This is a genomic window from Fructilactobacillus hinvesii (assembly GCF_024029435.1).
Taxonomy (GTDB): domain Bacteria; phylum Bacillota; class Bacilli; order Lactobacillales; family Lactobacillaceae; genus Fructilactobacillus; species Fructilactobacillus hinvesii.
Genome location: NZ_CP097118.1, coordinates 377152 through 399153, shown reverse-complemented (window position 1 = coordinate 399153; position 22002 = coordinate 377152). Strand labels below are relative to the sequence as shown.

Sequence of the window (22002 nt, the reverse complement as noted above, 5' to 3'; positions counted from 1 at the left end):
GATTAGTCTTCCTCCTTTAATTGCTTGTATTGCAGTGCTTCCTTGGGTGGTAATGAAACGAGATGTCCGGGACTAACCTCTACCATAGGGTAAGCACGTCCGTTTTCATCGTAATAATCATCTTTGTGAGCTTGATACTCTTGTTCCACCGCTTGCCGGTGTTTTAAGTTACTTTGTCGTTTTTCTAAGTTCGTGCTTGGAATGGCCGCCAATAACCGTTGGGTGTAAATATGACGGGCATCGCGATAAATGTCATTTCGAGTCCCAATCTCTACGATTTGTCCCCGATTCATAATTGCGATCCGGTCACACATGTGCCGAACTACCCCCAAATCATGGGAGATGAAGAGGTAAGAAACCCCAATTTCTCGTTGAATCTTCTTCATGAAGTTCAACACCTGGGCTTGAACCGATAAATCCAAAGCGGAAACTGGTTCATCAGCAATGATGAGCTTGGGGTTCGTGGCTACGGCGCGGGCAATTCCAATCCGTTGTCGTTGTCCACCAGAGAATTGGTGTGGATACTTGTAAAGCATTTCAGGAGCAAGTCCCACGATTTTCATCAGTTGCAACACCCGAATTTTCTCCTGTTCAGGCGTTAACTTTTCAAAGTTTTTCAATGGTTCGGCAATGATACTTTCGACCCGCTTCCGGGGATTCAAACTCGAGAAGGAATCCTGGAAAATCATTTGAACCGCTTGATCATATTTCAACTTTTCACGTTCGTGTTTGGTGTCAACTGGGTGGCCTTCAAATTCGATTTTTCCGGCAGTGGCTTTCTCTAATCCAATAATCGTGCGGCCGGTAGTGGACTTTCCGGAACCAGATTCTCCAACTAGGCCAAACGATTCTCCGGGTTCAATGGAGAAACTCACTCCATCAACGGCGTAAACCTTGTCGACCACGCGGTTGAAGAATCCGCCCCGAATCGGAAAGTGAACTTTTAAATTGTTAACCGTTAACAAGCTCATGCTTCACTTTCCTCCTTAAAGTAAAAGTCTTTGTAACAGGTGCACCGAACTTCGTGTCCATCCTCTAAGCGGTGCATCGTTGGATGTTCTTCATGGGCACTCGCTGGAATCCACGGAATCCGAGGTGCAAAGGCATCTCCCGTTTTTGGCATCTTTTGCAGCGATGGGACAGAACCCTGAATTACGTAGAGATCATCATTTTCACTGTCAGCTTGGGGAATTGATTTTAATAACGAACGGGTATATGGATGCTTTGGATCGTTAAAGACCTGTTCCACCGTTCCCTTTTCTACAATCTTACCGGCGTACATAACGTGAACGTAATCGGCCGTTTCAGCAACCACTCCCAGGTCGTGGGTAATTAGGATGATGCTGGCGTGGTTTTCGGTTTGGATGCTCCGCAAGAGATCCAAGATCTGGGCTTGAATCGTAACGTCAAGCGCTGTAGTTGGTTCATCAGCAATGATGAAGTCCGGTTTACATGCGATTGCAATTGCAATCACGACCCGCTGGCGCATCCCTCCTGATAATTGGTGAGGAAATTGATGAGCAATTCGTTTCGGATCAACGATTCCAACTTGATCCAAAAGTTCTAAGACCCGATCGTGACGTTCCTTGGCGTTCAAATCCGTGTGATAGATCAAGGTTTCTTGAATCTGTTCCTCGATTCGTTTTAACGGATCTAAGGCTGACAGTGGGTCTTGGAAAATCATGCCAATCTTAGCGCCTCGAATTTGGTTATATGTATTCTCATCGATTTTGGTTAAATCTTGTCCTTCAAAGTCGATTTCGCCGCTAATCTTAGTTTCTTTGGGATCCTGTAACCCCACGATCGAATTAACTAGGGTACTCTTTCCACAACCAGATTCACCCACAATTGCTAAAATTTCATCCTGTTTAATCTTCATGTTAATTTCAGAAATCGCTGGATAAAACTTGCCGTCAATCTTGAACGCGGTGGTTAAATTATTAACCGTTAGTAGCGTTTGCCGTTTTGTTGTCGGTGCTGTCATAAAATCGTCTCCAAACCAATAACTTAACTTTAATTTAAATTTTACTCATTGTAGGACGAATTTTCTTAACTTACAAGGCAAATTTTTAATTTTTTATAAGAAATTACCGAACTTCTTTAATTTTTCCTAAGTTTGAATTCGCTTCCATTGCCCCTTTTATGCGTTTAATTAACGATGATTATCCAAGAAAGAAAATTTTCGTTTTTCTCGGGATTTCCCGCTTGGAAAACTAATTAATCCACAATCTGTTCCTGCTTGAAAATGATTGTTAACAAAAAGCGACCCCTGAAAATTTGATTTCAGGGGTCGTGATTGAATTTATACTTACTTACGTAAATCCTTTTAGAATTTGGTTTCCAACTAGTAAATAAATATTTAGCAAGGAATGAATCATGATGCAATTAAAAACATTTCCAGTGGTAAATTGAACGCAGCAAAGAATTAATGAAACTAATGTAAATTCTAGTAAATCAACGGGATTCCTTGAAAAATGTAACCCCACAAAAATAACGGTCGAAACAATGGTAGCAAGCATGAGATGATTTGCAGCATAATTACCAAAGATAACGCCACGGCAAATAACTTCTTCCATAATTGGAGCAAAAACCACTATCTGTAAAAATTGATAGGGCAACAATTGCATTTCTTCATCAGGCGCTAGCAGCGTTGCTCCAGTTACTACAATCAAACCGGCAACCAGTGCCATACCATCTAATTTAAAATTCAACGGCTGTATTTTAACTAAGTGATTTTTCATCACATACCAAAGGATTAGTCCTACAATAATTCCATCACGAGTTATTTTAAGCGCCTGCTCGTTCCAGATTGGCCTCATTTTCATTAAGAGTATTGCTAGTAGCGACGTTCCAAAAATGATTAAAAAAAGAACGAAAGTTGCTTTTCCGAGGTCAATTATTTTCATTGAGACTCCTTAACTTGCGCAAGCGTCTTCCCCGTCAACTTCCAGTACACAAAGGAAATCATCGAGTTAAGCACGTAGTAAATGTACTTGCCGACATTGGCCCAGTTACCCATCGTGATGTTTCGAATTAACTGTAACACGTTATAAACACCCCAAGCGGTCCACTGCGATTTCACCTTAAAGACGTTCAGAGTATCAGCCATCAATGAGAACGAGAATACCAGCGACGTCATGATAAACAGAAAATTAACCTGGCGAAACGCGAAGTAGTTAATTCCAAAGCTAACTAAAACGGCCAAAACCGCGATTAACGGCATGACAATCTTAGCATGGGGAACATTCCCTTTCCGGTTTTTAAAAATCGTCCTCCAAGTAAACCAAGCCAGCATATTCAGGATAAACGAAATTGGATAGGTATAAATCGCTCCAAAGTTTCCCAACGCATAGTCGACAAAACCGGCAATCACGATGTTAATGAAACCAATCAGATTCCCGAGGTTGTTAATCTTACCCACGTACCGCGTTGATAGTACCGACAATACGGCTGAAAACGTGGATACAATCCCTAACGGAAAACATTTCCAGGCACTATCATGGAGCCACGGAATCGGCGATTGTGCGAGTGTGGTCGCGTAATAACCAGCTGAAATCGTTGCCACCAATACGATGGCAACTCCCAGTAAATCGAACCAGTTGGAACCAGCCGTTCGGTAGGCCCAGTTAATGACTCGTTGTCTGTGTTTTTGGGATAATGGCATAATCTAATCTCCTTTTGTTTTTTAAGTGGCGTGTCGAAGAAACAATCGACTTACGGATGGCAACCCACTAAGTATTTAGATTCGCTCTTAGTTTATCACGATTGTGTTGTTTTGCTTCATTAAATTTGTTAATTTAATAACAAAATTAAAAATCGGAGGTAATCTTTCGTGAAAAAAAGATACTTTTACATACTCTTAGTGATCACATTGGTTAGTTGGATCGTGCCCATTTATATTGTTAAAACGCACGCATTTAATAGTTTAATTCCCATTTTCGCCTATAATTCACCCCAAGGACCCTTGGGCTGGTCCTTATGTATTGCCTTATTATTAACCATTATCACCATCGTGGCACGGGTATTTACAAAAAAATAAACAAAAAAGACCGGGTCTGCATTCATGCAGACCCGGTCTTTCGTTTGAACCAAAGGATAAAAATTAGCCTTGGTCGTTGTGAAGCCGCTTGTCAGCTGGCTTCGTCTTAGGAATACCACCCATTGCTTCTGGGTTTTCTTGGTAAGTGAATTTCTCACCATCTTTAGCAACTTGTCCTTCAAAGGCCTTGGAACCTTCACCATCGGAGAAGTTCATCAATACGTGAGAGAATTGTTTGTGTTCAATTTCTTTCATGTCACCAGGTACGATTACACCGTATTTTTCTTCTAATTCTTCTTGAGCCTTCATGAATTGAAGTTGGTGTTGAGTTTCACGTGCCAACAAGAATTTCAGCATGTCACGAACACCTTCGTCTTCAGTCATGTAGTACAAACGACTAACTTGCAAACGAGCTTCTGATTCACGCGTAACGTTGAAACGCATATCAGCAACTAAGTTACCACTTGAAGTAGCGTAGCCAGCGTTCCAACCAAAACCATTCGGGTTGTTTAAGCTAGCAGTCATTCCGTGAACTAAGGCGTGTTCTGGGTCCATACCAGCCATAACAGAAGCTAAAGCAGGGTCCTTTTCGTAAGCAGCGTCTTTTTCACTAAATGGAGCGCCTTCTAACAAGTAGGCAATCATCGTAGAAATCATTTCTACGTGGGCAATTTCTTCAGTACCAGTGTCTAATAAAAGATCCTTGTACTTTTCGTCACCGGTTGAAGACCAACCTTGTGAAAGGTATGACATCATTCCAGTAACTTCTCCCCATTGGCCACCCAATGATTCTTGAAGCCGACGAGCCATTAATGGATCTGGACGATCTGGTTTGGCGTTGTACTGTAGTTTGCGTGTGTGTTTAAACATAAGAAACATCCTTTCTGTTCTTTCGCGTAGCTAACTCACATTAGCTACTTCCCAATAGTTTTCATGCCGCACGTTAAGCAGTTGCCCACTTGTGTATCGCACGCAATTAAATATATCACGATGAATTTCAGCTGTCTATTAAAAAAGCTCATTTTTAGCAAAAAAATTTCAAACGATTAATTTTACCGATTATGAAACTGGTTCCTAAGGGGTCAATCGATAAGCCGTCAAACCCGATTAAAATAGGCTTTAGCACTCCATCCTGCTTCATCATTGTGCTATCATTAAATCGTAAAATAATTAATGAAGCAGAAGGGATTCTTCTAGATGCCACAAACTAAAAATTTAATCGCTTATTTCTCACGGACCAACAACACCAAGGCCATTGCTGAAATGATTCAGGCCCAAGTCGGCGGTGATTTGTTTGCCATTCAAACCAAACAACCGTTACCGCAGAACTTTCAAGACCAATTAACTGAGGCCCAAGCTGATCAAGCAGCTCATCGTAATCCTGAACTGGCTAACCGAGTCCCTAATTTTAAACAATACGATCATATTTACCTTGGAACACCAACCTGGGACATGGCTTTACCCCAACCGGTCGCTAGTTTCTTATCCAGTTATGACTTTAGCGGTAAAACGGTCCTTCCCTTTGCCACGAACTCTGGCTTTGGAACTGGAACCGTTTTTGACCAGATCAAAGCTCTGACTAAGGGAGCCACGGTGGAAGCAGGCCTCGTTGTTAAGGGTGGTAACGAGAGTGATGGTCAGCCGTTTGCGATTGAAGGTACTTACCAGCAAACCGTCCAAAAGCAAGTCACCGATTGGTTACACCAAAACTAAAAATGACGCTAACATAAAAGAGTGTTCATCATAAACTGATGAGCACTCTTTTTTAGTTTTATTAATAAATAAGTTTAAAACCTATTGATGGCTAATTAATCGGTGGGGATTGAGTATCTGAATCAGTGGAATCAGCCAGTTTACGAATCGTTGTAACCCGATGAAAAGGGGATTAATTAACAGAATTAATCCTAGTCCGACGGCTCCTAGGGGCCAGCTGAAAATCATGGCAAATCCAAAGAAGTGTCGGAAAAAGACAAACGTTAACAAAAACAGCGTAATACTGGTGAAAACGACCGTCAGCTTATAGGGATTAAGTGGTCGACTAACCAGAATCAGGGCCTGCCAGCACACAAATCCCGTGATCAGCACACTGAGCGTCGATAGCTGTAACTGGTTCCAATGCAAGAAGACTCCAATTCCGTTAATAATCAGGATGTTAATTACCACCGTTAGCGCTGACGGTAACGAAATTCCCGTAATTCCAGCCACAAACCGATCTTTAATTGGGTGAAAGGCTGGGGCTAAGGCTAACAAGAAGGACGGAATCCCAACCATCAGACTGTTAATCGGAGTTAGCTGAATTGGTTGGAAGGGATAGTCCTTGGCCAAAAACAGAAAAATGACACTCAACATGACCGAGAACATCGTTTTAATCAGATAGAGGGACGCAATGCTATCGATGTTGTTAATGACCCGGCGACCCTCTTTAAGCACGTTGATTAACGCCGAGAAGTTCGAATTCATGAGAACGAAATCGGCGATACTCTTGGTACTTTCATTTCCACTGGCCATCGCGATTCCACAGTTAGACTGACGCAGAGCTAGGATGTCGTTGACCCCATCTCCCGTCATGGCCACCGTGTGCCCGTTTTGTTGCAGGGCTTTAATCAACCGCTCCTTTTGCGCCGGTTTAACCCGGCCAAAAATGGTGTAGCCTTCGGTTAGCTGCTGATAATCGGCATCTTCTGATAACCGACTCATATCAACCAGCTGGTCCCAGCCCGAAATGTTGGTAGCTCGGGCAATTTGGGCGACAGTTACTGGATCATCTCCAGAAATGACCTTAACGTTAACCCCTTGATTACGCAGGTATTCTAACGTCGAAGCGGCATCCGGACGAATCACATCCGTAATTAAAACAAATGCCAGCAACTGCGTTCCCGTTAATTCCGTTTGCGTCATTTGGTTAGCCTGAACTAAGGCTAAAACCCGGTTTCCGGCCTGCGCCAATTTTGCTACCTGTTCACGTTGAGTATCCGTTAGATCTAATACAAACTGCGGGGCTCCCAACGCAAACTGTCCCGTTGCAGCAAGCGTAGCTCCACTCCATTTTCGCGCCGACGAGAACGGAATTACGTGTTCCACTGCGTACGGTTGCTGGGTAAAGTGTTGCTGCAAGGTGGCCGCGGTTTCGTTGGTATCGCCAATTCCGTTCACCAACGACCCCAGAATCTTAGTAACTTCTGCCTCTGAATACCGGTTCGTTTCCAGCTGCAAGGCTCGAAACTGTAAATCTCCACTCGTAATGGTTCCCGTCTTGTCCAGACAAATGGTATCCACCCGCGCGAGGGTTTCAATCGAGGCTAAATCCCGCACCAGCACGTGTTGGCGCGCTAAGTTGTAAGCCGAAACCGCGAGGGTTACAGATGACAGTAACACTAGTCCTTCGGGAATCATCCCCATCATGGCCGCCACGGTTCCTAAAATTGCTTGACTGTATCCCACTCCGTGTAAAAAGCGTGACACTAATAAAATCGTTCCCAACGGCACGATGATAATCGTCAGAATCCGAATAATTCGATTAATCAGCCGCAGTAAACGACTGTTATTTTGTTTCGTCGGTTTAATCTTAGCCGTTAAAGAGTTAACAAAGGTAGCGTCTCCCACCTTTGTGACCTTAACTAAGGCGTTCCCACTCACTACAAAGCTACCGGAGGTAACTGGATCACCTACCTGCTTAGTAATTGGATCCGCTTCCCCCGTAATCTGTGATTCATCAACCTCCAGTTCTTGGGTGGCAATGATTTTCCCGTCAACCGGAAGTTGGTCTCCCAGCGTGATTTTTAAAGTATCGTCCTGCACAATGTCCGCGGGCGCAAGCTGGACTGCTTGGCCATTGCGAATCACAGTGATCGGTGAATGCGATAATAACGCCATCTTATCCACCTGTCGTTTGGAACGAAGCTCCTGGAAAATTCCGATTAGGGTGTTAACCGTTGCAATCAGCAAGAAGAGCATGTTTTTATAACTGCCGGTCGTAAAGACCAGCACTGCCAACACCACGTTAACCAAGTTAAAGAGGGTAAACACGTTTTCAGCAATAATTCGGCCGGTTGATTTAGTAAGGGGTTTGGGTTCCGTATTTTTGCGTCCCTGGCGCACCCGTTCTTGCACTTCTGCGCTAGTTAATCCAGTTTCTGCTTGCATACTAAATCCCCACTTTCGTTCATTTACTATCCTCTAGTATACAGAATTCTAAAGCCGGACGGGCGCGCAAACTCCTGTCTTCTCGCAAATTTAAGCAAAAATAAAAAACATTCGAATCCCGTAGGAAACGAATGTTTGAATCAAGCTAATTAGTTAATTTCAATTTGGTTGTTGTCGCCTTCGTCTTTTGGTGCCTTTGGTAAAGTCACCTTCAACAGTCCACCATCGTAACTAGCGGAAATGGACTTGTCGTCAACGTCTGGCAAGTAAAACGAACGGGTAACGTCCATGGAGCGCCGTTCTTGATTCAAAACACGTCCATCGTCATTTTGAATTTCGGCGTTTAAATCGTGGGTGGCGTGAATGCTAAGGGTTCCATCATCATAACTCAGATGAATATCTTGCTTCTTAAAGCCTGGCAATTCAACGACAACTTCATAATCATTCTGGTGTTCAATGATATCCGTCTTCATTCGGTTGTCTCCAGCAACTGAACTTAACAAGCTCTTGCCAAAGTTCCCAAAGAAATCATCTAACGGATTGTAACCATTGTTTTGAATTTCATTCCGTGCCATTTTGAAAAACCCCTTTACCAATTAATCTATCAGTTTCCTGACGTTTATATTGTAGGTCCATCATGGTGGCGAGGCAAATAATTAGCCCGAAATTTCAAAGTAGTTTCTACAATATTATGGTAAAATAAGAGATAACTGTTTAAAATAAGCAGTACGTAAGCCTAATACTTGTACTTATTTACATTCAACGAAAAGAGGAATGCTACTTTGGTTACTGGATCGATATTTATCGACTTAGTTATTATTTTAGTCACGTTCTTTTGTGCCGGCTTCTTCGTGGCCTGTGAGTTTGCCCTCGTACAAACCCGGACCACGGCCCTCCAAGAAGAACTTGACGACGAAAAAACGTCCGCCAAGCGGAAACGCAAACTTGACCGAGAACTTCACATGGTGAAAAACCTGAACGAATACCTTTCTACCACTCAGGTGGGAGTTTCGTTAGCCGGAATTATTCTCGGGTGGATTGGTGAAACCTTTGCCATCGACGTCTTTGTCAAGGTACTCGGTCACGGGGGGGTTGGCGCTCCTAGTGCCACAGCCCACGGAATTGGAGCTATTTTGGGAATTATCGTGTTGACCTACCTCGAAGTGGTCTTCACCGAAATTTTACCCAAAAACCTCAGTATTGACATGCCCCTTAAGGTTTTAAACGTCGTTAGCACGCCCCTCCATTACTGCCACGTCATCTTCTATCCCTTTGTCTGGTTACTAAACGTGTCCGCTTCTGGCGTAGTTAAGATGCTCGGTTTACCTGTAGCCAACGAAAACGACGAAGCCCTTTCTCAATCAGAAATTCTCAGCGTTTCCAAGGCGGCCGTCCAAAACGGGGACTTGGAACAAAACGATTATCTGTACATGCGCCGAGCCTTTGAGTTAAACGATAAGACCGCGCGTGACATCATGATTGACCGGACCCAGTTAAAAACAATTGACGTCAATGACACCGTTAACGATGCCATTGAGGCCTACCTCAGCACTAAATTTAGTCGGCTTCCAGTTGTGAAGGATAACGACAAGGATGACATTCTCGGGTACGTTTACATCTATGATTTGATTAAGCAATCCCAAATCAATCCTGAAAAGCCAATTACGAATTTAATTCGCAAAATTGATACCACCTCAGAAACCACCACGATTTCAATCGTCTTGCAACAAATGATCAAGAATCACCAACCAATCGTGGTCGTGATTGATGAGTACGGGGGAACCTCCGGAATTATCACCGATAAAGATATCTACGAAGAATTGTTTGGAACGGTCCGCGACGAAATTGATCCGTCTAGCCACACCTACATCTTCAAACAGGCCACTGGTTCTTACAAGATCAGCGGGAAACTCAATACGTATGACTTTGAAAAGTACTTTGATACCCAAATTAAAGACTTTAACGAGTCCGATATCGTTACGATTTCTGGCTTTGTTATCGACCATTATCCTCACATTAAGGTCGGAGATGTGGTCCAAATCGGCCACTTTAACTTTAAGGTTATCGATTACGAAAACTCGTTCATTAACTGGTTTGAAGTCACTGAAGTTCCGGTTCCCGGGTTAGACCAAAAAGACGTTGATTAATACTGCCACTAAACGAGGGGAACCTCGTTTTTTTATTAGCCATAAGCATAAGGAGTTGAATTAGATGGAAAAGCTGCGCAAAACCCCCGTGTGGGTGAGCTATACGGTCATTTTTGCGGTAATTATTGCCGCTTATTGGTGGACGTTTCACCTCACCAACCGCTCGTTAATTTGGGGTCTGGATGGAATTGCCCAGCACTATCCCATTCTGGTGAACTTCAGAGCCTTATTAACCCATTTTCTAACGCATCCGACTCAGGGACTGACCAACTGGTCCTTTGACCTCGGGCTCGGTGCCGACCAGCTCACCAGCTTCTCCTACTACGTGGTCGGAGATCTTTTTAACTACCTAATCGTTTTCTTTCCGAAGTCTCAAATTGAACTTGGCTACGGTGTGTTGGTTCTACTACGACTTTACTGTGCCGGGTTGGCCTTTCTGTTTTACCTCAACTCCTTCCGGTTTCGAAAGATCAGCCGGCTAATTAGTGCCCTAACCTACACCTTCTCGAGCTTTGCACTTTACGCGGGGATGCATCACGCCTTCTTCTTGCTACCGTTAATCTTCTTTCCGTTGCTTGCAGCCGGAGTAGAACGAGTCTTTAAGAACCGCTCGTGGTTCCCCCTTTTCTTGGCGGTTTTAATTACCTTTTTAAGTAACTTTTACTTTGCCTACATGCTGGGACTCGGGTGCTTAGTCTACGTGGGGCTACGCGGTTTAATGTTACGTGGACAGCCTCATTTTCACTGGTGGCGGTCGCTCGCTAAACTAACTGGCACGGTGCTACTGGGTATTTTGGCTTCTGCCATCCTGTTCATCCCCACCATTTTATATGCCCTCCAATCAACGAGGCTAACCGGAGCCTTTGCCAACGGTTACTGGTTCTACCCCGCTAACTACTACTTCAACTTGCCCAGTAAAATTTTGGGACTCGGAGGACCCTTCTCCTTCTGGCTCATCATTGGAATGAGCGGGATTAGCTTTTACGCCCTCATCTACGTTTTCTCCCACTTTAAACGGTACCGCTACCTAAACGTGGCGTTTATTCTCATTGCCATTGGAATTTGCCTTCCGGCCGTTAGTGCCACCTTTAACGCCTTGGCTTCCCCCTCCAACCGGTGGCTAGCCCTCGCTCTATTACCACTGGGCTTAGCAACTGCGATCTTCACCGATCACGTCAGCCACCTGACCCGCAAGGATATTTTAATCATGGGCATCAGTACCGTAGTCCTGCTCGTCTTACTGTGGGGCAGCAAGGGCTTCTTACTTCGGCTACAGCGCCACGACGTGGTTGAATATCTGTTGCTGTTTGCCCTGTTAACGCTCCTGTGGCTCGCTAGGGATTACCACTGGCGTCCGAAAGTAATTTACGCTAGCGTGCTGGCGTTAGTGACCGTTAACCTAATTGCCTTAGGATTAGGTTACTACAGCCCTAATAACAGTGGCTTTGCCCGGGGAATGTTACCAAAAGGCAGTGCTGCTGGCTACACCCACAACTATTATGATGGTGCGGAAACGTACGTGAAAAAACGGCTGGGGAACTACCGAACCAGCATTGGACCCCGTTACCACTACTTTCCTGATGATCGGCAACGATCCCTAAACACCGATTACTTTAACGCTAGTTCTAACGTCCCCATGAACCTGGGCACCCATGACATCGCTTCGTACCTCACCGTGGAAAATGGGGCCGTCGGTAAGCTCGAACGGGACGTCCACAACAATCAATTCACCCCCAACGATCCCGTGGCCCAAAACGACTACCGGTCCACTCTTTCCGCTTTGATGGGGGTTAAGTACCTCTTTGTCCGCTCTCAAAAACAACACCACAGTCTCCCAGCGGGATTCAAGTTACTGGAAAAGCGTGACCACCAGCCGTTATTGTTCCCCAATCAAAATCCCCTGCTCCCACCCAATCAGGCAGAAGGAACCATTTTAGCGGAGAACAGAAACGCGCTACCATTGATGTACAGTCAAACTCAGGTAATCACTCCTAAAACTTGGAACCAGCTGAACCCCCTTGATAAAGAACAATCCTTATTAACCGGAGCCGTGGTTCCTGGAGCAACGCCGGGCATCCGGCAGGTCCAACCGCAATCACAGCAACGGTCTGTGACCTATGCCACGAAGCTGGAAAAGGAAGACTGGATTACTACCCCGGACCAGCTAGCAACATCTTCGCTCGGAAAAACAGCTCCCTCCTTTAACACGCGTTATCCTAGCCAACAACAACTCAATCAGGTGCTGACCGATAATCAGCATCGTCAGTTGGACTTACAGCAACAAAATCGAACTGGGTTATATGAATTAAATACGGACGTCTGGGGCAAACACCATCCCGTGACCCTGAAGTTAAAACAACCTCAGCTAACTAAACACGCAGAGCTCTACTTAGAATTAGACGGGATTAAGGCAAGTGCTCCAAGTGCAACCGAACAGCAAAACATCGCACACCGCCTCGCCATCGTGAAAAACCAACCTCTGACCGGGATGGATCGGTTAACCGCATGGCGGCAAAACCTGCAAACCGATAACAACGGGAGCTTTAAGCTGGTGGCTAAAACCAAGGGCATGAGTAACGCCGTAACGCAACTGGGCACGGACGAACTTTCTAACTACGTGCCCAAGCACAACGCCCTCTTAAACTTGGGTTATTCCTCCAAGTCTCGTTCGGAAGTTACCCTGAACTATGAAGGCGTAAGCCAAATTAAATTTAAGCGCGCCCGTCTAATTGCTGTCCCAATGAAAAAAGCCTATACCCAGCAGATTCGCCAGTTACAAAACCAACGGTTACGTCACATCCAAATTGCCAAAAACCAGGTCACCGGGATTAGTGACCAACCACGGGCTTCCGTCCTCACAACTTCGATTCCCTACTCTACCGGTTGGCAATTAAAAGTCGATGGCAAAACCGTTCCGACCAAACAGGTTAACGACGGCTTTGTCGGCGGAATCATTCCGGCAGGTAAACACCACGTTGCCCTACAATACCGCACTCCAGGACTGTTCGTCGGCAGCATCATCACTGGAATTAGTGGTATCCTAGTCCTCGGAATTAGTCTGATTACGTGGCTCATTTTTAAACGGAAACATTCTTAATGGAGGCTTATCATGGAACCAATGCGCATCTTGTATATCTCAATCGAAGGAAACACCCGTAACTTTGTGGATAATCTCACGGCCTACGCCCACCAGCAACACGAGCAAGATCCCGCTAATCCCCTCGTGGAGGGAACCGAAATCAGTGATCAAACCGATTTTGCTGTAGAAACCAAACCCTACTTCGTGACCGTTCCGACTTACCTAGACGGTGGTGACGGAATTGGCAGTGGGGTCACAGAATTGTTAACCAACACCCTCGGCGAATACATTGGTTACAAAAACAACGCTCGCCTCTGTCTGGGGATCTTTGGCAGTGGTAACAAAAACTTCAACGCTCAATACTGCTTGACGGCGAAACGTTACTCGCGGATGTTTCACGTCCCGTTTCTGGCGGACTTTGAACTCCGTGGTACCGACCGGGACGTTCACCGCATTTACGCCGACATGGTGGCTCGCAGTGCAGAAGTTTTAACGGCTAAGTAGCCTTTCCACTACCTAAATTCAGTCAAAAAGCCATCCGTGTCATAACACGAATGGCTTTTTGCTTTCTTAAACATTTAGTCCCAGCCCACTTCATCGTAGCTAATTCCGCGTTGGTAATTGGCTAAGGCGCGGCGCCGGTCCCACAGTAACTCGTCTGGTAAAGCAGCAATGGTATACCAGCTCAACTGCGAAGCCTGATCTGGCTCTGCGATCTTAGGCGTCCCTTGATAGTTTTTCACCACGAAGTAACCACAGTAATAAACTGTGTCATTCCCGTAGTTCACGTGCATTAAGGTGGCAAATTCCAAGTCCGCTGGATTGACGGTCAGCTCGAGCTCCTCGTGCAGTTCACGAACCAGCGCTTGCTTCATGGATTCCTGCGCTTCCACGTGACCACCTGCAGCTAAATCATAGTGTCCGTCCCCAATCCCGGTTTGAAACCGTTGTTGGAGGAGGAGTTGGCCTTGTTGCTCAATGATGGCAAAGACGGCTGACTTGGTGCGATAACGTTCCATTTTTCGTCCTTCTCTCTTTAGAACAATTTAATTTCTAAATACCTTTTATAAAGGCGGTTTAATTGCGATACTACGGTTTTTTTGCTATTTTAAGGTTAGTATCACAAGTTCAGTTTACTGATAAAAAAGGAGTATCACAATGGCAGAACAAAAATATCAATTTGATGTATTATACTTAGGAAGTGGACACGGGGCCTTTAACGGTGCTATGCCACTGGCTCAAGCTGGCTTTAAGCTCGGAATGATTGAAGCCGACAAAATTGGTGGAACCTGCCCGAACCGGGGTTGTAACGCTAAGATTTCCCTCGACATGCCGGTCAAGGTGAAAGAAACGGTGGATCAAATGCAAGGCAATGGGTTAACGGGAACCACGACCATCGACTGGAAGGCCAATTACGAACACGAACACAAAGTGATTGATGCCCTTCCGAACGCCATTGGTTCCGGTCTTGAAAGCCTCGGAATCGAATTAATCCATGGCAAGGGAACGCTCGTTGACGAACACACGATTGCGGTAGATGGTAAGAACTACACTGCCGACAAAATTGTGATTGCCACTGGGGCCCACTACCACCAGTTAGATATTCCAGGTAAAGAATACTTGCACAACGGAACCGACTTCTTGAACCTTGCTGACCAACCCGACCGGTTGACGATTATCGGGGGTGGTTACATTGCGATTGAGTTTGCTACCATCGCAGCCACTGCTGGGACTAAGGTTACCTTGATGCTGCACCACGACCACGCCTTGAAGCAATTCTACCAACCATTTGTGGCTGACCTGTTGGCAGACTTAGAAGCCAAGGGCGTTACGATCATGAAGAACGTCACTCCAAGTGCGGTTACGAAGCAAGCAGACGGTTTCCAAGTAGAAACCAACCAAGGCAACGTTACGAGTGACTGGATCTTAGATGCCACGGGTCGCTTACCAAACGTTGAAAACATTGGTTTAGACGAAGTGGGCGTTGAATACGATCCACATAAGGGAATTGCAGTTAACGATCACTTACAAACTTCCGTTAACAACATCTACGCCTCTGGAGACGTGGTTGATAAGGAAGTCGGTCGTTTAACTCCAACTGCCATTTACGAAGGACTCTACCTCACGAAGCTCTTCACTGGTAAAACAACTGATGCTATCCACTACCCAGCCGTTCCAAGTGCCGTCTTCTCCTCCCCACGGATCGCCCAAGTTGGAGTAACTCCAGACGAAGCTCAAGCTCACCCAGATCAATACGACGTCAAAGAAGTTGACTTGAGTGAAGACTGGTTCCGATTAGCAATGCGGGCCAACCACGGTAAGACAATCACGGTCTTTGACAAGGAAGGTTACCTCGTGGGAATGACTGAAATTAGTTCCGAAGCGGATAACTCCATCGGCAGCGTCCTGCCATTCATCGAATACCACATTGATCCAGAAAAGATGAATGACTTCATCACGTTATTCCCAACCATTGAATCAGAAACAAAACACCACCTCTAAAAAACGGTAGAGAGGAAGCAGTCATGCAGCTAACCATCGAACGCATTTACACTAAAACAGTAGATCACGACGGCTATCGGATTCTGGTGGACCGACACTGGCCGCGGGGGATTTCCAAGGTGAACGCCGCTTTAGACGACTGGGCCAAAGCGATTGCGCCCACGACGGAACTCCGCCAGTGGTTTAACCACATCAAGGACCGGTTTCCCGAGTTTCAGACTCGTTATCTCCAGGAATTGGAGCAGAATCCGGAAACGCCGGCCTTTGTAACGGAGGTAGCTAAGCAACTGCAGACTACGAACGTTATTTTACTGTATGGAGCCAAAGACCAGGAACACAATCAAGCAGTGGTGCTCCTGCAATACCTCCAACGGCAACCTGCCATTCAAGCACTGTTACGAAAGGAGTAAGTTTATGCAAACAGTTAAAATTGGAAAATCAGACGTAACTACCACCCCCTTGGGATTAGGAACGAACGCGGTTGGAGGTCACAACCTCTTCCCGCATCTCCACGATGAAACCGGAATTAAAATTGTGAAAACCGCCCTTGATAACGGCATTTCACTGCTCGACACGGCCTTTGCTTACGGACTGGGTCGTTCCGAAGAATTAATCGGGCAAGCCATCCAGGACTACGACCGCAGCAAAATTCAAATTGCGACGAAGGGTGGTCAAAAGGTGACGGAAAGTGGTGATGTAGTCGTTGACGACTCTCCAGAACACTTGAAACAGTGCGTGGAAGATAGTTTGAAACGGCTGCAAACCGATTACCTAGATATTTTCTACATTCACTTTCCGGACGGCAAAACGCCCCTTTACGATGCAGTAGCTGCTCTACAAGAACTCAAAGAAGCTGGTAAGATTAAAGCCATTGGAGTTTCCAACCTCTCAATGGATCAACTGCGCGAAGCCAACCGCGATGGTTACGTGGACGTGGATGAAGAACAATATAACCCGTTTGCTCGCGATGCGGAACAGGAACGGTTTGGTTACTTACAAGAAAACCAGATTTCATTTGTGCCCTTCTTCCCACTTGCTTCCGGTCTGTTAACCGGTAAGTACAGCGAAGAAACGAAGTTTGAAAAAGATGACATCCGCCACGAGGATCCGAACTTCCAAGAACCACGGTTCTCGCAAATTATCAAAGCGGTCGACAGTTTGAAACCAATGGCCAAGGAACACGACGCCACGGTGGCTCAACTGGTTTTAGCTTGGTACATTAAGAACCCTTACGTTTCAGTCGTAATTCCTGGTGCTAAACACCCCGAACAGGTTTTAAGCAATGCCAAGGCTTTACAAATTGACCTGACTGACGACGAATATGAAGCAATTGATACGAATTTACGGTAATTAATTGCCTAATTATCATAATAGTTAAAAAGGTTCCAATCGATAAAAATATTGATTGGAACCTTTTTGTTATATTAACAGTATTATTCACTTTGTTTACAACTTAATTCAGTCATTATACAAATATACCAGAATAAAATAAAAACATATCGTTAAAATAATTGATTTTGTAAGCATTCCTGTAATATTAAAAACATTTAGTCCATTGTTTAATGAATCTAAATGATACCAAGAAATTATTATAGATACAATAAATGTAACTAGTATTGATAAACCTTCATAAGGAATGGTTAATTTTATATTTTTAATTTTAAAATAATGTAGTGTGAATATAACTAAAATCAGCTCCATTAAAGTCAATCCAAAATAATTACTAGAAGTAAATAATGAAACTAAGCAATTAATTAATAAAGTTAAGGCATTTAATCCAAATAAAACTTGTCCAAAGTGAAATTTTTTACTGGATTTTTGAGATTTATGATCTTGCTTTTCTATATTTAATAACTCATTAATATCTATTTTTAAAATAGATGATAATTGTTTTAAAGAATCTGGATCAGGATTACTTCTTTCATTTTCCCAACTAGATAATGTTTTTCTAGATATATTTAACTTTTTTGCAACTTCACTTTGAGTTAAATTTAAATCTGTTCTTGCTTTTTTTATCTTTTTTGATAAATTCATAATAACCCTTCTTTTAAAAAATAACTAAATTGGAGGTGACTATAATGTTCTTATTCTTATACAAAAAGCTAAGTCCTATAAGAAAGTTCCTTCAGGGATGGTAAAATTTGTAGACACGTTAAAAGCCTACAATACAAAGTTTGTCACCAATTTGTAACCCATAAAAGCAATGCTATTAACTAAACTTAGCTAGATAGAATCATGAATATATATTACATTATTGACAATAATTCAATTAAGAAGGGTTAATCTTTTGTAATTGAATTATTAAATTCTTTATGTATTACTGTTAAATTTTTTATTTTAAGGGAATAAAAAATTTTAACAGAAAAATATTTGTGAAAAGGAGGGTATTCTATATGGCTACTTTTTTGAAGCTTCTTAAATGGATTGGACCAGTTATCTATAGACATTCCGGAACAATCTGGAGATGGATTGAACGTGGAGTAACAGCTTCGTCTATTTATGACTTTGGTCATCAACGTGGTTGGTGGTAAAGAGTTTTAAGGAGATTGCCAATTGCTAAAATTGGCAATCTTTTTTATTAAAAATTTATTGAATCTATTTTTTATGCTTATTATATTCAGTATATTGAATTTCTAATAAAACGGCTTCTCCAATTATTAATATGACTAACCAAATCCATATACTAATATCTTTTGTTATTAAAATATAGACTAAATATAGTAAATATAATACAGGTACTATAAATCCTATAAAAAATAACTTTGATTGTTTAGATAGAATAACTTGTACTACTAATATTAATAATACTAAAAAGAACCACATATAATCCCCTCCCTTATTTGTAATTATAACATGAACATAGCTTTTAATAACTAATCTATAAAGGAGTATCTATGAAAAAAATAATATCTTTAACACTGTTAATAATATCTATCATTGTCTTTTTTATATCAGTAACTCTAATTGAAAATTCTACAAAAAAAACTAAATATACTGATTTTAAAATTGAAAAATCTGATGATCTCATTTTAAATGGTGTTGTTAAACCCGCAAAAGAAATTAAAATATCTAATAACATTCCTAATAGTACACACTTATTATACGGAACATTAAATAATGGACGATTTGTTCGTAAGGGAGAGCCAATTGGGAGTTATAGCTATAAAAATACTGATGATAATACAAGTTTAAAAATCAAACAGTTAACATCTGAAAAAAATAATTTAAATTCAAATCAATCAGTTGATGATCAAATTAAAATAAATGAAATAAATAAACAAATAAATGATTTATCACAAAAATTATATATTCATGATTATTTAGCTCCGTTTAATGGATATATTCAACTTGATCCAATGGATAAAAAAAACGCCCGGTTTATTTCATCATCGCAATTTATCAACACTAGCATCGGTCAATATGATTTACAAACAATTTGTCAAAATAAAGATGTCAATTTACTAGAAGAATCTACCGGGAAAAAAGCTACTGGAAAAATAGATTATATTTCTTTGCTAACGGATTCTAACACAAAGAGTTATTCAATATTAATTAAATCAGCACGTAAATTTAATTATGATAATTCAATTGAAATTAAAATTCCCGTTGATAAAATCATAATCCCAGATACTGCTGTTAATAAAGATGTCATTTATATCAAGAAAAACGGAAAATATCGTAAAGTCAAAAATGAAATAGAAAAGCAGAACAACGATTGGGTTCTTAAAAATGAAAGTAATGTGAAGGTTGGAGATAAAATTCTTTTAAATTATAAGGAGTTACCTAAAAATGAACGATAATCTTATTAGTTTAAAAGGTATTTCTAAATATTATTTAGCAGGCAAACAAAAAATTCAGATATTAAAGAATATCTCACTAAAGATTAATAAAGAAGATTTTGCAGTAATAATGGGACACTCTGGATCAGGAAAAAGTACTTTAATAAATATTTTGGGATTTTTAGATCAAAAATATGATGGAACATATAAGTTTCACGGTAAAAATTATCAGCAAAAAAATGACAATGTAGTCTCTGAATTAAGAAATCAAAATATCGGTTTTATTTTTCAAAATTTTAAATTAATTAAAAACTTAACCGTAAAAGAGAACATTGAAATTCCAACTACTTATTCCATCAAGAACGATGATAAAGATCAAGAGCAAGAATTAAATATTTTACTAACTAAATTAGGCATTAATGATAAAAAAAATAATTATCCCGATGAACTATCTGGCGGTCAACAACAAAGAGTTGCTATTGCTAGAGCGTTGATAAACAAACCTTCAATGATTATTGCTGATGAACCAACTGGCGCATTAGATTCACAAAATACTAAAGACGTAATAGAATTATTTAAAAATTTAAATAATAATGATAAAGTAACTATCATTATGGTTACACATGACAATACGTTGGCAACCGTTGGAAATCGACTTTTTAAAGTAAATGATGGAGTATTATATGAGGATTAAAAAAATAAAATCCATTTCCTTAACATCATTTAAGGCCCTCTTCAATAATAAAGGTAGAAATTTTTTAACTATTATAGGAATTATTATTGGAATAGGTGCCGTTATTACAATAATGTCAGTAGGTAATGGATTAAAAGAGAAAGCTAATAGTTTTGGTTCATCTGGGAATGCAGACGGACAAGTTCTGGTTCAAGATAGAAATAATGATATTAATGGTTCAAGCTATTTTACTAATTCAGATCTAAATTTAATTAAGTCTTTACCTGGAATAAGAAAAGTCAAAAAAATTAATAGTGATATGCCAGTATCCATCAAGGTTAAAATTGGAAATAAATATACTGATCAAAATGCAACGATTAGGAATAATAATGAAGGATTTGAAGTTATAAAAGGTTCTGAAATTAACAGAAGTTCATTCGACATTGGATCAAATCATATTTTGATTTCAAATAAATTAAATAAAAAACTCAAAAAATATAGCCATGGTCAAAAAATTATTTTTATCAATCAAAAAGGCTATACTATTGATGGTGTTTTTTCTTCAAATTCTGAAGCAGATGTTCTAATTCCCCAAAAGACATATATAAAAAACTACGGAAACAATCCAAATCAAGATACTATAAATTTATATATTAATGAAGGATTTAATAAAGACTCAACATTAAAAAGAGTAGTTAAAACTTTAAAAACTAAGTCGATTAATCGGTCAACGTCTGATTTTAAAATAGTGAACAAAAATGCTGGTATGAAATTTCTTGGTAAAATTATTGATTATATTACCTATTTCATAATCTTCGTTGCTAGTATTTCTCTATTTATTGCTGGTATCGGTGTTATGAATACAATGTACATGACTATATCCGAACGTAGTCAAGAAATCGGAATTAGACGTGCCTTTGGTGCCACTAAAAATGACATTAGATTTCAATTTTTACTTGAAAGCTCAATGTTAACTCTTACAGGAGGATTAGGAGGAATAATGTTGGGTGAAGGATTTTGTTATATTATTGGATTATTTGCACCATTTAAGCCCATCACAAGTCTTCAAGCAATCTTAATTTCTGTGGGAGTTTCTGTTTCAATTGGGATTATTTTTGGAATTATTCCTGCCAATACAGCAGCAAGAAAAAATTTAATTGACATTCTATAGGAGAAAATATGAAAAAAATTATCAATCAATTTATTATAAGCTTATTTTATATTATTTCTTTTGCATCATATTACCTTTTTGATAATGTTATATCAAAAAGCACCAAACTTATAGAAAATAAAAACGAAAATATATTTATGGCTTTGTTTGCTGGAATTTGTAGTTTATTATTAATAAAATTTATTGTAACGATACTATATAAAATAATCTATAAAAAAAGCTATAGAAACATGAAGAAAAATAAAGTTAATGATAATGAGAACATTACACTAATTTTAGGAATTATTTTTTTAATTAAAGCATTATGTATCTTTGCTAAATTTTCCCATATATTAACTATCTTTATTTCATTATTTATTATTGGAACAATTAGTTATAAATATTATAAGTCTAAAAGAAAAAAACAAGAACTTAATAAGTACGTATTTTTTCCTGAATTATTGATACTATTAATATTAGGTATGTAATT

20 protein-coding genes are annotated in these 22002 nt (G+C 41.1%); 11 read left to right on the top strand and 9 right to left on the bottom strand.

Annotation, left to right across the window (positions count from 1 at the left end; all coding sequences use genetic code 11):
* Positions 1–2 precede the first annotated feature (2 nt).
* From M3M39_RS01885 to M3M39_RS01865, 5 genes are all read right to left on the bottom strand, one after another.
* On the bottom strand, positions 3–971 hold the full coding sequence (locus M3M39_RS01885) for an ABC transporter ATP-binding protein (protein WP_252797539.1): 969 nt from the start codon (positions 969–971) through the stop codon (positions 3–5).
* Complete coding sequence (locus tag M3M39_RS01880) at positions 968–1984, bottom strand: ABC transporter ATP-binding protein (protein WP_252797538.1); 1017 nt, start codon at positions 1982–1984, stop codon at positions 968–970. The genes M3M39_RS01885 and M3M39_RS01880 overlap by 4 nt, the downstream gene beginning before the upstream one ends.
* Before the next feature lie 328 nt (positions 1985–2312).
* The gene (locus tag M3M39_RS01875) at positions 2313–2906 is read right to left on the bottom strand and encodes a CPBP family intramembrane glutamic endopeptidase (protein WP_252797537.1); all 594 of its coding nucleotides are present in this window, start codon (positions 2904–2906) and stop codon (positions 2313–2315) included.
* Complete coding sequence (locus tag M3M39_RS01870; protein WP_252797536.1) at positions 2903–3664, bottom strand: nicotinamide mononucleotide transporter family protein; 762 nt, start codon at positions 3662–3664, stop codon at positions 2903–2905. Before M3M39_RS01870 ends, M3M39_RS01875 begins: the two co-directional genes overlap by 4 nt.
* Positions 3665–4102: 438 nt before the next feature.
* Positions 4103–4909 (bottom strand): manganese catalase, encoded by an 807-nt coding sequence (locus M3M39_RS01865; protein ID WP_252797535.1) that lies wholly within the window; start codon positions 4907–4909, stop codon positions 4103–4105.
* A 327-nt stretch (positions 4910–5236) separates the two neighbouring features.
* Between M3M39_RS01865 and M3M39_RS01860 the strand changes: the two genes are divergently transcribed.
* Entirely contained in the window at positions 5237–5752 is a 516-nt protein-coding gene (locus M3M39_RS01860; protein ID WP_252797534.1) for a flavodoxin, read from the top strand.
* An 81-nt stretch (positions 5753–5833) separates the two neighbouring features.
* Here the strand turns inward: M3M39_RS01860 and M3M39_RS01855 are convergent, their stop codons facing one another.
* Complete coding sequence (locus M3M39_RS01855; RefSeq protein WP_252797533.1) at positions 5834–8182, bottom strand: HAD-IC family P-type ATPase; 2349 nt, start codon at positions 8180–8182, stop codon at positions 5834–5836.
* A 149-nt stretch (positions 8183–8331) separates the two neighbouring features.
* Positions 8332–8757, bottom strand: a complete 426-nt coding sequence (locus tag M3M39_RS01850; protein ID WP_252797532.1) for an Hsp20/alpha crystallin family protein — start codon at positions 8755–8757, stop codon at positions 8332–8334.
* 207 nt (positions 8758–8964) lie between these two features.
* Between M3M39_RS01850 and M3M39_RS01845 the strand changes: the two genes are divergently transcribed.
* From M3M39_RS01845 to nrdI, 3 genes are all read left to right on the top strand, one after another.
* Entirely contained in the window at positions 8965–10329 is a 1365-nt protein-coding gene (locus M3M39_RS01845; protein ID WP_252797531.1) for a hemolysin family protein, read from the top strand.
* A gap of 64 nt (positions 10330–10393) precedes the next feature.
* Entirely contained in the window at positions 10394–13426 is a 3033-nt protein-coding gene (locus M3M39_RS01840) for a YfhO family protein (protein ID WP_252797530.1), read from the top strand.
* 12 nt (positions 13427–13438) lie between these two features.
* Positions 13439–13912: a class Ib ribonucleoside-diphosphate reductase assembly flavoprotein NrdI gene (gene nrdI / locus M3M39_RS01835; protein ID WP_252797529.1), complete on the top strand. Its 474-nt coding sequence runs from the start codon at positions 13439–13441 to the stop codon at positions 13910–13912.
* A 74-nt stretch (positions 13913–13986) separates the two neighbouring features.
* Here nrdI and M3M39_RS01830 read toward each other — a convergent pair whose 3' ends face one another.
* The gene (locus M3M39_RS01830; RefSeq protein ID WP_252797528.1) at positions 13987–14427 is read right to left on the bottom strand and encodes an NUDIX domain-containing protein; all 441 of its coding nucleotides are present in this window, start codon (positions 14425–14427) and stop codon (positions 13987–13989) included.
* 139 nt (positions 14428–14566) lie between these two features.
* On the opposite strand from M3M39_RS01830, the gene M3M39_RS01825 reads away from it, so the two are divergent.
* Genes M3M39_RS01825 through M3M39_RS01815 form a run of 3 tightly spaced genes read left to right on the top strand, consistent with a single transcriptional unit; the run spans position 14567 to position 17260 of the window.
* Positions 14567–15910, top strand: a complete 1344-nt coding sequence (locus tag M3M39_RS01825; protein ID WP_252797527.1) for a dihydrolipoyl dehydrogenase family protein — start codon at positions 14567–14569, stop codon at positions 15908–15910.
* A gap of 23 nt (positions 15911–15933) precedes the next feature.
* On the top strand, positions 15934–16320 hold the full coding sequence (locus M3M39_RS01820; protein WP_252797526.1) for a DUF488 domain-containing protein: 387 nt from the start codon (positions 15934–15936) through the stop codon (positions 16318–16320).
* A gap of 4 nt (positions 16321–16324) precedes the next feature.
* Positions 16325–17260 (top strand): aldo/keto reductase, encoded by a 936-nt coding sequence (locus tag M3M39_RS01815; protein ID WP_252797525.1) that lies wholly within the window; start codon positions 16325–16327, stop codon positions 17258–17260.
* A 108-nt stretch (positions 17261–17368) separates the two neighbouring features.
* Here the strand turns inward: M3M39_RS01815 and M3M39_RS01810 are convergent, their stop codons facing one another.
* Positions 17369–17944: a helix-turn-helix domain-containing protein gene (locus tag M3M39_RS01810; RefSeq protein ID WP_252797524.1), complete on the bottom strand. Its 576-nt coding sequence runs from the start codon at positions 17942–17944 to the stop codon at positions 17369–17371.
* An 860-nt stretch (positions 17945–18804) separates the two neighbouring features.
* On the opposite strand from M3M39_RS01810, the gene M3M39_RS01805 reads away from it, so the two are divergent.
* The 4 genes from M3M39_RS01805 to M3M39_RS01790 are packed head-to-tail and all read left to right on the top strand — an operon-like array spanning position 18805 to position 22000.
* Entirely contained in the window at positions 18805–19710 is a 906-nt protein-coding gene (locus M3M39_RS01805; RefSeq protein ID WP_252797523.1) for a hypothetical protein, read from the top strand.
* A complete protein-coding gene (locus M3M39_RS01800) occupies positions 19700–20383 on the top strand; it encodes an ABC transporter ATP-binding protein (RefSeq protein WP_252797522.1) in 684 nt (227 codons plus the stop codon). The genes M3M39_RS01805 and M3M39_RS01800 overlap by 11 nt, the downstream gene beginning before the upstream one ends.
* Positions 20373–21533 carry an ABC transporter permease gene (locus tag M3M39_RS01795; RefSeq protein WP_252797521.1) on the top strand — a complete coding sequence of 387 codons (1161 nt, stop codon included), beginning with the start codon at positions 20373–20375 and terminating at the stop codon, positions 21531–21533. The genes M3M39_RS01800 and M3M39_RS01795 overlap by 11 nt, the downstream gene beginning before the upstream one ends.
* Positions 21534–21541: 8 nt before the next feature.
* Positions 21542–22000: a hypothetical protein gene (locus M3M39_RS01790; protein ID WP_252797520.1), complete on the top strand. Its 459-nt coding sequence runs from the start codon at positions 21542–21544 to the stop codon at positions 21998–22000.
* Positions 22001–22002: the final 2 nt, after the last annotated feature.